Raw genomic sequence first — 6,388 nt, 5'->3', positions numbered from 1 at the left:
CTATCGCGGCGAGTTCCATGATCTCGACATAACGGCCGCGGCCGCCGAATAGGCGCTGCGGCAACTCGGAGATAGACGATGGCGGACTGGGTCGAAGCATGCGCTGTGGACGACGTGGACGAGGAGGATGTGATCCGCTTCGACCATGGCGGCCGCAGCTTCGCGATCTACCGCTCGCCGGAGGACACTTTCTTCGCAACCGACGGGTTCTGCACTCATGAGAAAGCGCATCTCGCCGACGGGCTGGTGATGGACGACATCATCGAATGCCCCAAGCACAATGGCCGCTTCAACTACAAGACCGGCCAGGCCAAGGGCGCGCCGGTCTGCGTCAACCTCAGAACCTATCCGGTCAAGGTCGAGGCCGGTAAGGTGATGATCGATATCGGCTGACAGCAACGCGCCGCAACACATAGAGGGAACCGAAGTCCGATGAGCCGAAAGAGACCGACTGTCGCCGATCTGCGCGCCATGAAGGGCAAGCGGCAATTGACCATGCTGCGCGTTCTGACGCTGGACGAGGCCGAGGCTGCCGAGCGGGCAGGGGTGGACATCGTCTCGGTGACGCCAGAACTGGTGCTCAATCCGCAATATCGCGACGCGGCGCCCAGCCTCTTCACCATGCCCGGCGAGAATTTCTTCGAGATCGGCACGGCGGACGATTTCCTGCGTTGGGCTTTCAGGCTCTACAAGGCCGGCGCCGACGCGGTCTATTGCAGCGCCGGCTATGCCACGATCAAGCGTATGGCCGACGACGCCATCCCCGTTATCGGCCATGTCGGCCTCATTCCCTCCCGCGCGACCTGGACCGGCGGCTTCAAGGCTGTCGGCAAGACCGCCGATACGGCCATGCAGGTGTTCGAGGCGGTGAAGCAGCTGGAAGCCGCCGGGGCGATCGGCGCCGAAATCGAGGTCGTGCCGGTGGAAGTGGCGAAGGCGATCTCCGAGCGCACCGCGCTGATCATGCTGTCGATGGGCGCGGGCACGGGCTGCGATGCCCAATACCTGTTCGCCGAGGATATCCTTGGCGCCAATCGCGGTCACATGCCGCGCCACTCGAAAGTCTACCGGAACTTCGCAGCCGAATATGACCGGCTGCAGCAGGAGCGCATCGCGGCGTTTTCCGAATATGTCGCCGACGTCAACAGCGGCGCCTATCCGGAAGACAGGCACATCGTGCACATGGATCCGGACGAGCTCACCCTCTTCATGAAGAAGGTTGAGGCAAAACCCTGAACGGGCGGCGATAGGTGCTGCTTTAAGTTTCCAATTTTAAGCATATCTTTATCCCGAAACCGGGCCCACTTGTCGGGAGACATGCTTTAGGCTCGCCATGTTCCGTCGGCGAGCGCAGCGTAGAGTGTGTTGGCACTGGTCCCCAGCGACTGGTCTTCCTTGAGCGTCGCGACATGAGAGCGGACCGCTGCGTGGACCACCCCGGTTGCCGGCGCCAGCACCAACCCTTCGCGCAGATCCACGGCCTGGGCCGCCGCCATCAGCTCCAACGCGATCAGACGCCGCCACAGCACGATCATCTCGGCACATTTGGCGATGGTGAGCGGTGTCTGGGTGGCGTGATCCTCGACGCCCTCTGACACCGGCAGGAAGTCGAGCATTGCTGGATTGGCCTTCTGGCGGATGCCGGCGAGGATTGCCGTGACCGTTTTCTGCAACGGCACGAAGCCGGCTGATGCGCCGCCGATCGGCGACAGATATTTTGGCAGGCCGTGGCGGCTGGAGCCGGTGAGCTGGATGAAACGGGCGGCGCAGGCTGCCGCGCATTGCGCAATCGCAAGGCCAAGCGTCTCGAAAGCGAGCGCCAGCGACGAGGTATGGAAATTGCCGGTCGACAGCACGAGCGCGTCCTCCGCAAGCACCAGCGGGTTGTCGGCGGCCGCGTTCAACTCGATCTCGACCGCCAGCCTGGCGTGATCGATCGCCTGGATCAGCGCGCCGTGAATCGAGGGCATGCAGCGGATCGAGAGCGGATCCTGAATGGTGGTCGGCGCCGGTTCATGGTCGCGCGCGAGCAGCTCGCGCAGCGTCTTTGCGGCCAGCGCCTGGCATGCCGCAGGGCGGGCCACATGCAGGCGCGGGTCCAGAATGGTGCGGTTCGCGCCGAGCGCCTCCATGGTCAGCGCGCCGGCCTGTTGCTGCTGTTCCATCGCCGACAGGACGTCGACAAGCGCCAGCGCGCCGGCGCCAGCCGAGACCGCCGAGGCATTGATCAGCGACAGACCGTCCTTCGGCGCCAGACTGACCGGCGCCAGACGCGCCATCATCAGCGCCTTGGCAGAGGGCATGCGACGGCTCTGGTAGTCGGCGTCGCCTTCACCGATCAGCGTGTGCGCGATCGCCGTCATCATCACCAGGTCGCCGGCGCCGATCGAGCCCAGCGACGGCATGACCGGATGGACGCCGGCATTGAGGGCTTCGACGAGTGCCGTGAACACGTGCGGCGAGAGACCGGAGCCGCCTGCGGAAAGCATAGCGATGCGGGCAAACATCACCGCTCGCACGGTCTGAATCGGCAAGGCTTCCCCGACTGCGGCGCCACGCCCATCGAGAAGCTGACGCTGGAAGGCGCTGGCATCACCTTCCACCGCTGTGCCGAGATTGGCGCCGAGCCCAGTGTTCAGACCATAGATCTGCTGCCCGCTGGCGGCGGCCTCGTCGAGGACTTTCCGCGCCTTGCCGAGCTTCTCGATGACCGGCGGCGTGACCTCGACCTTGCAGGCATTGCGCGCGGCGGCAACCACATCCTCAATGCTGACGCCGGCGCCGGTGAGAACGAGCGGGCTCATGCGAAGCGCAGCCTCTGGCCGATGCCGTTTTCGCCGGCCTTGGCGAGCATCGCTTTGCCGAGCGCGATGTCGGAGAGCGAGAGGCCGCGATGCCAGAACAGTATCGTCTCGCCATCGCTTTGCCGGCCCGGCTTCAGGCCGGCCGCGATCTGGCCGAGTTCGGCGTGCAAAGTCGCCTCGCTCAGCCGTCCCGTCTCGACATGGGCGCGCAACGAGCCGAACTTGCCGCCCTTGCACTGGCCCCAGTCGTCGACGACGATCTTCTGCATGATGTCGGTGAGCGACAGCTCGACCGCGCTCATCGTGCCATAAGGCACGACCAGCGCGCCGCGCTTGATCCATTCGGTCTTGAGCAGCGGCTGCGGCTCCGGCAGCCGCGAGGCCTCGACGACGATGTCGGCGCCTTCGACGCAGCTTTTCCAGTTGGCCACGGCCAGGACCGGCTTGCCGAGGTCGGCGGCGAGCTTCGCGGCGAAGGCGTCACGGCTTTCGGGCCGGCGCGAATGGACGCGGATCTCGTCGAAGTCGAAAAGGTGGTCGAGCAGCCGTACGTTCCAATAGGCGGTGCCGCGCGCGCCGATATGGGCGAGCACTTTTGCCGACTTCTTCGCCAGATGCTTGGCGCCGATGGCGGTGACCGCGCCCGTGCGCATGTCGGTGATGACGGTGGCGTCGAGAATGGCGCGCGGCGTGCCGGTGCGCGGATCGAAAAGATTGAGGATGCCGAATTCCGACGGCAGGCCGTGCATGTAATTGTCGACATAGTCGCCGACGATCTTCACGCCGGCGGTGTCGAGCGGCGCCACATAGCCGCGCAGCACGTTGAAGTGGCCGTGGAAGGAGGGATCCGGCTCGAGATGGACGCGCGGCTCGATAACGATCTGGCCCTTGCCCTGCGCGACGAGCCCGGCTTCGACGGCGCCGATGATCTCGGCGTCGGTCATGGCAAGCGCTTCGATGTCGAGAGCATTGAGGTAGTCGATGTAGATAGGCTTCATGCGTTTCCCTCGGCCGGCCCGCGCTCTTCCATAACAGGCAGAGACGCGACACGAAAGTTTGTTGGATAAGCTCTGGACTGGACCGGGCTTATGCTGTTCAACCAGCGCGTCATGACCAGCATCCCCGACAACGCAGCCGTGTCCCCGTCCGGAGATTCCGCGGGCCAGGCGCGTCGTGTCGCGCTGATCGTGGCGGTCGCCTTCTTCATGCAGCTGCTCGATTCGACGATCATCTCGACGTCGCTGCCGCAGATGGGCCATTCCTTCGGCGTGCCGGCGGTGGCGATGAGCATCGGCATCACCGCCTATATGCTGACCATGGCGGTGTTCGTGCCGCTGTCGGCCTGGCTTGCCGACCGTTTTGGCGCGCGCAATATTTTCCTCCTGGCGATCGCGCTGTTCACGCTGGCTTCGGTTGCCTGTGGCTTTTCGCAGAGCTTGACGGAGTTCGTCGCCGCTCGCATCGTGCAGGGCCTGGGCAGCGCGCTGATGACGCCGGTCGGCCGCATCCTGGTGCTGCGCAACGCCGAGAAATCCGAGCTGATCGCCGCGACGGCGTTGATCACCTGGCCGGCTTTGTTCGCGCCGGTGGTCGGGCCGGTGCTTGGCGGCTTCATCACCACCTATCTCTCCTGGCACTGGAATTTCTTCATCAACGCGCCGCTGGGGCTGGCCGGACTTGCCCTGGTTGCCCGCTTCGTGCCGGGCGACCGCGATTCCGAGGCGAAGCCATTCGATTGGCCTGGCTTTTTCCTCACCTCGCTCGGCCTTGCGGTGATGCTTTACGGGCTCGAACGCCTGGCGCATCCCGAGGACGGCCTGCTGCCGATGATAGGCTCCATCGGCATTGGCATCGTGGTCGGCTGGTTCGCCGTTCGCCATCTCTTGCAGGCCCGGCATCCGCTGCTCGACCTTTCGGCCTTCAAGGTGCTGACCTTCGCCATCTCGACACTTGCCGCGGGCACGGTCTTCCGTGTCGCCATCAACGCCACGCCCTTCCTTTTGCCGCTGCTCTTCCAGGTCGGCTTCGGCCTGCGTCCGGTCGATGCCGGCCTGCTGGTGCTGGCCTATTTCCTCGGCAATCTCGGCATGAAGACGGTCACGACGCCGACGCTCAGGCGCTTCGGCTTTCGCACCGTCATGGTGGTGAACGGGGCGATCGCATCGCTGGCGATCATGGCCTGCGGCGCGATCTCGCCACAGACGCCGCAGGTGCTGGTGGTGTCGCTGATGCTGGTCGCCGGTCTGACGCGCTCGATGCAGTTCACGGCGCTGAACACGCTCGCCTTCGCCGATATCGGCGCGCCGCAGCGAAGCTCGGCGGCCGCGCTCTCGAGCATGCTGCAGCAGATCTCGATGCTGTTCGGCGTGGCGATCGCGGCGGCGATCCTCAACCTGTCGCAGATCGTCAGGGGCGAAGCCTTGCCCGACCTCGTCGACTTCAGAATCACCTTCGTCGCGATCGGTCTGCTTGGTCTTGCCGCGGCGATGCGCTTCCTGGTTCTGCCGCCCAATGCCGGCGCCGAGGTTTCGGGGCATTCGACGAACAATTGAGGTCGCGCCGGGGGGATTTCGCGGACTCAAATTCCGCCGGCCGCGTCGCCCTCGAACGGGTTCTTCCGCGAGCCGCGTGATCGGGGCAACGAGCCGCCAAAAAGCCCAAGAGTTTCCGCCTATTGCGCCAGTTACGGCAATCGATGCGTCCACTCGGAAAATAGTCGGAGGGGCCCGGTTCTTGGACGCGGATTCATTTGACGAGCCGCTGTTGAGCCGATTAGCTTTCGTGCGGGATGGCGGCTTGCAGGACTTGCCATCGGGGCGAAAGACAAAAGCGATGAACGCGATCGGCTGGCCGAACTGGAGGCGCCTTAATCAGGAAGGCATTGTCTTTGCCATCGCCATCCTTCTGTTCGCTGCTGCAGCGCTCAGCCTGCCCGGGTTCCTGACCGCCGACAATCTGGTGGCAATCGTCCGGTCGGTGTCCGTGCTCGGCATCCTTGCGCTCGGCATGGCGGTCGTCATCATCGGCCGCGGCATCGATTTGTCGGCGGTGGCGATCATGGCGATGTCGGTCGCCTGGTACCTGCAACTGCTCAACACCGGCGCCTCCGACGGGCTGGCTTTCGCCTATGTGCTGGCGGGCGTTTTAGCCATCGGCCTGCTCAACGGCTTTCTCGTCGCCTATGCCGACGTGCCGGCGATCTTCGTCACTTTGGCCACCGGCTCCTTCGTCTTCGGCTATGTGCGCTCGCAACTGATCACGCAGGATGCCGTTCCGGTGCCGCAGGGCCATTGGGTGGAGCTGCTCGGCGGCGTGCGCTTCCTCGACATCCCGGTCGAGGTCTTCGTCTTTGCCGGACTGGCGTTCCTGGTCTTCCTGTTCCTGCGCTACACCAAATGGGGCCGCTTCATCTATTTCGCCGGCGACAACCCGGTCGCGGCGCGCAACATCGGCATTCCGGTGCGCCCCATGCTGGTGCTGCGCTACGCGCTTTCGGCGGTGGTGGCGCTGATCGCCGGCCTGCTCACAGCGGCCAGCCTGCATTCGATCAACACGCGCGTCGTCAATTCGACCCTGCTCTACGA

General features: G+C 64.7%; 6 protein-coding genes. 4 read left to right on the top strand and 2 right to left on the bottom strand.

The annotated features are described in order from the left end of the window. Positions 1-78: 78 nt before the first annotated feature. On the top strand, positions 79-393 hold the full coding sequence (locus tag EOA28_RS20825; RefSeq protein WP_127251439.1) for a MocE family 2Fe-2S type ferredoxin: 315 nt from the start codon (positions 79-81) through the stop codon (positions 391-393). Positions 394-432: 39 nt separating this feature from the next. Then, positions 433-1,236, top strand: coding sequence for a 3-methyl-2-oxobutanoate hydroxymethyltransferase (locus EOA28_RS20820; protein ID WP_127251440.1), 804 nt, complete (start codon positions 433-435; stop codon positions 1,234-1,236). Between the two features lie 86 nt (positions 1,237-1,322). Here the strand turns inward: EOA28_RS20820 and hutH are convergent, their stop codons facing one another. Together hutH and EOA28_RS20810 are read right to left on the bottom strand one after the other, a co-directional pair. Next, on the bottom strand, positions 1,323-2,804 hold the full coding sequence (hutH, locus tag EOA28_RS20815) for a histidine ammonia-lyase (RefSeq protein ID WP_127251441.1): 1,482 nt from the start codon (positions 2,802-2,804) through the stop codon (positions 1,323-1,325). Then, positions 2,801-3,802, bottom strand: coding sequence for an ornithine cyclodeaminase family protein (locus EOA28_RS20810; RefSeq protein ID WP_127251442.1), 1,002 nt, complete (start codon positions 3,800-3,802; stop codon positions 2,801-2,803). Before EOA28_RS20810 ends, hutH begins: the two co-directional genes overlap by 4 nt. A 111-nt stretch (positions 3,803-3,913) precedes the next feature. Between EOA28_RS20810 and EOA28_RS20805 the strand changes: the two genes are divergently transcribed. Beyond that, on the top strand, positions 3,914-5,356 hold the full coding sequence (locus tag EOA28_RS20805) for a DHA2 family efflux MFS transporter permease subunit (protein WP_127386262.1): 1,443 nt from the start codon (positions 3,914-3,916) through the stop codon (positions 5,354-5,356). Between the two features lie 280 nt (positions 5,357-5,636). Further along, positions 5,637-6,388, top strand: a 752-nt coding sequence (locus EOA28_RS20800) for an ABC transporter permease (protein ID WP_148670780.1), incomplete at its 3' end; no start/stop codon positions are given.

The organism is Mesorhizobium sp. M2A.F.Ca.ET.067.02.1.1 (assembly GCF_004023285.1).
Classification (GTDB): Bacteria; Pseudomonadota; Alphaproteobacteria; order Rhizobiales; family Rhizobiaceae; genus Mesorhizobium.
Note: the sequence above shows the minus strand (reverse complement) of the source record. Positions and strands in the feature narration are given on the sequence as shown.

Bases quoted from the DNA above. Each gene is read 5' to 3' on its own strand.
- EOA28_RS20805 (WP_127386262.1), top strand. From the start codon at position 3,914: ATGACCAGCATCCCCGACAACGCAGCCGTGTCCCCGTCCGGAGATTCC.
- EOA28_RS20810 (WP_127251442.1), bottom strand. From the start codon at position 3,802: ATGAAGCCTATCTACATCGACTACCTCAATGCTCTCGACATCGAAGCG.
- EOA28_RS20825 (WP_127251439.1), top strand. From the start codon at position 79: ATGGCGGACTGGGTCGAAGCATGCGCTGTGGACGACGTGGACGAGGAG.
- hutH (WP_127251441.1), bottom strand. From the start codon at position 2,804: ATGAGCCCGCTCGTTCTCACCGGCGCCGGCGTCAGCATTGAGGATGTG.
- EOA28_RS20820 (WP_127251440.1), top strand. From the start codon at position 433: ATGAGCCGAAAGAGACCGACTGTCGCCGATCTGCGCGCCATGAAGGGC.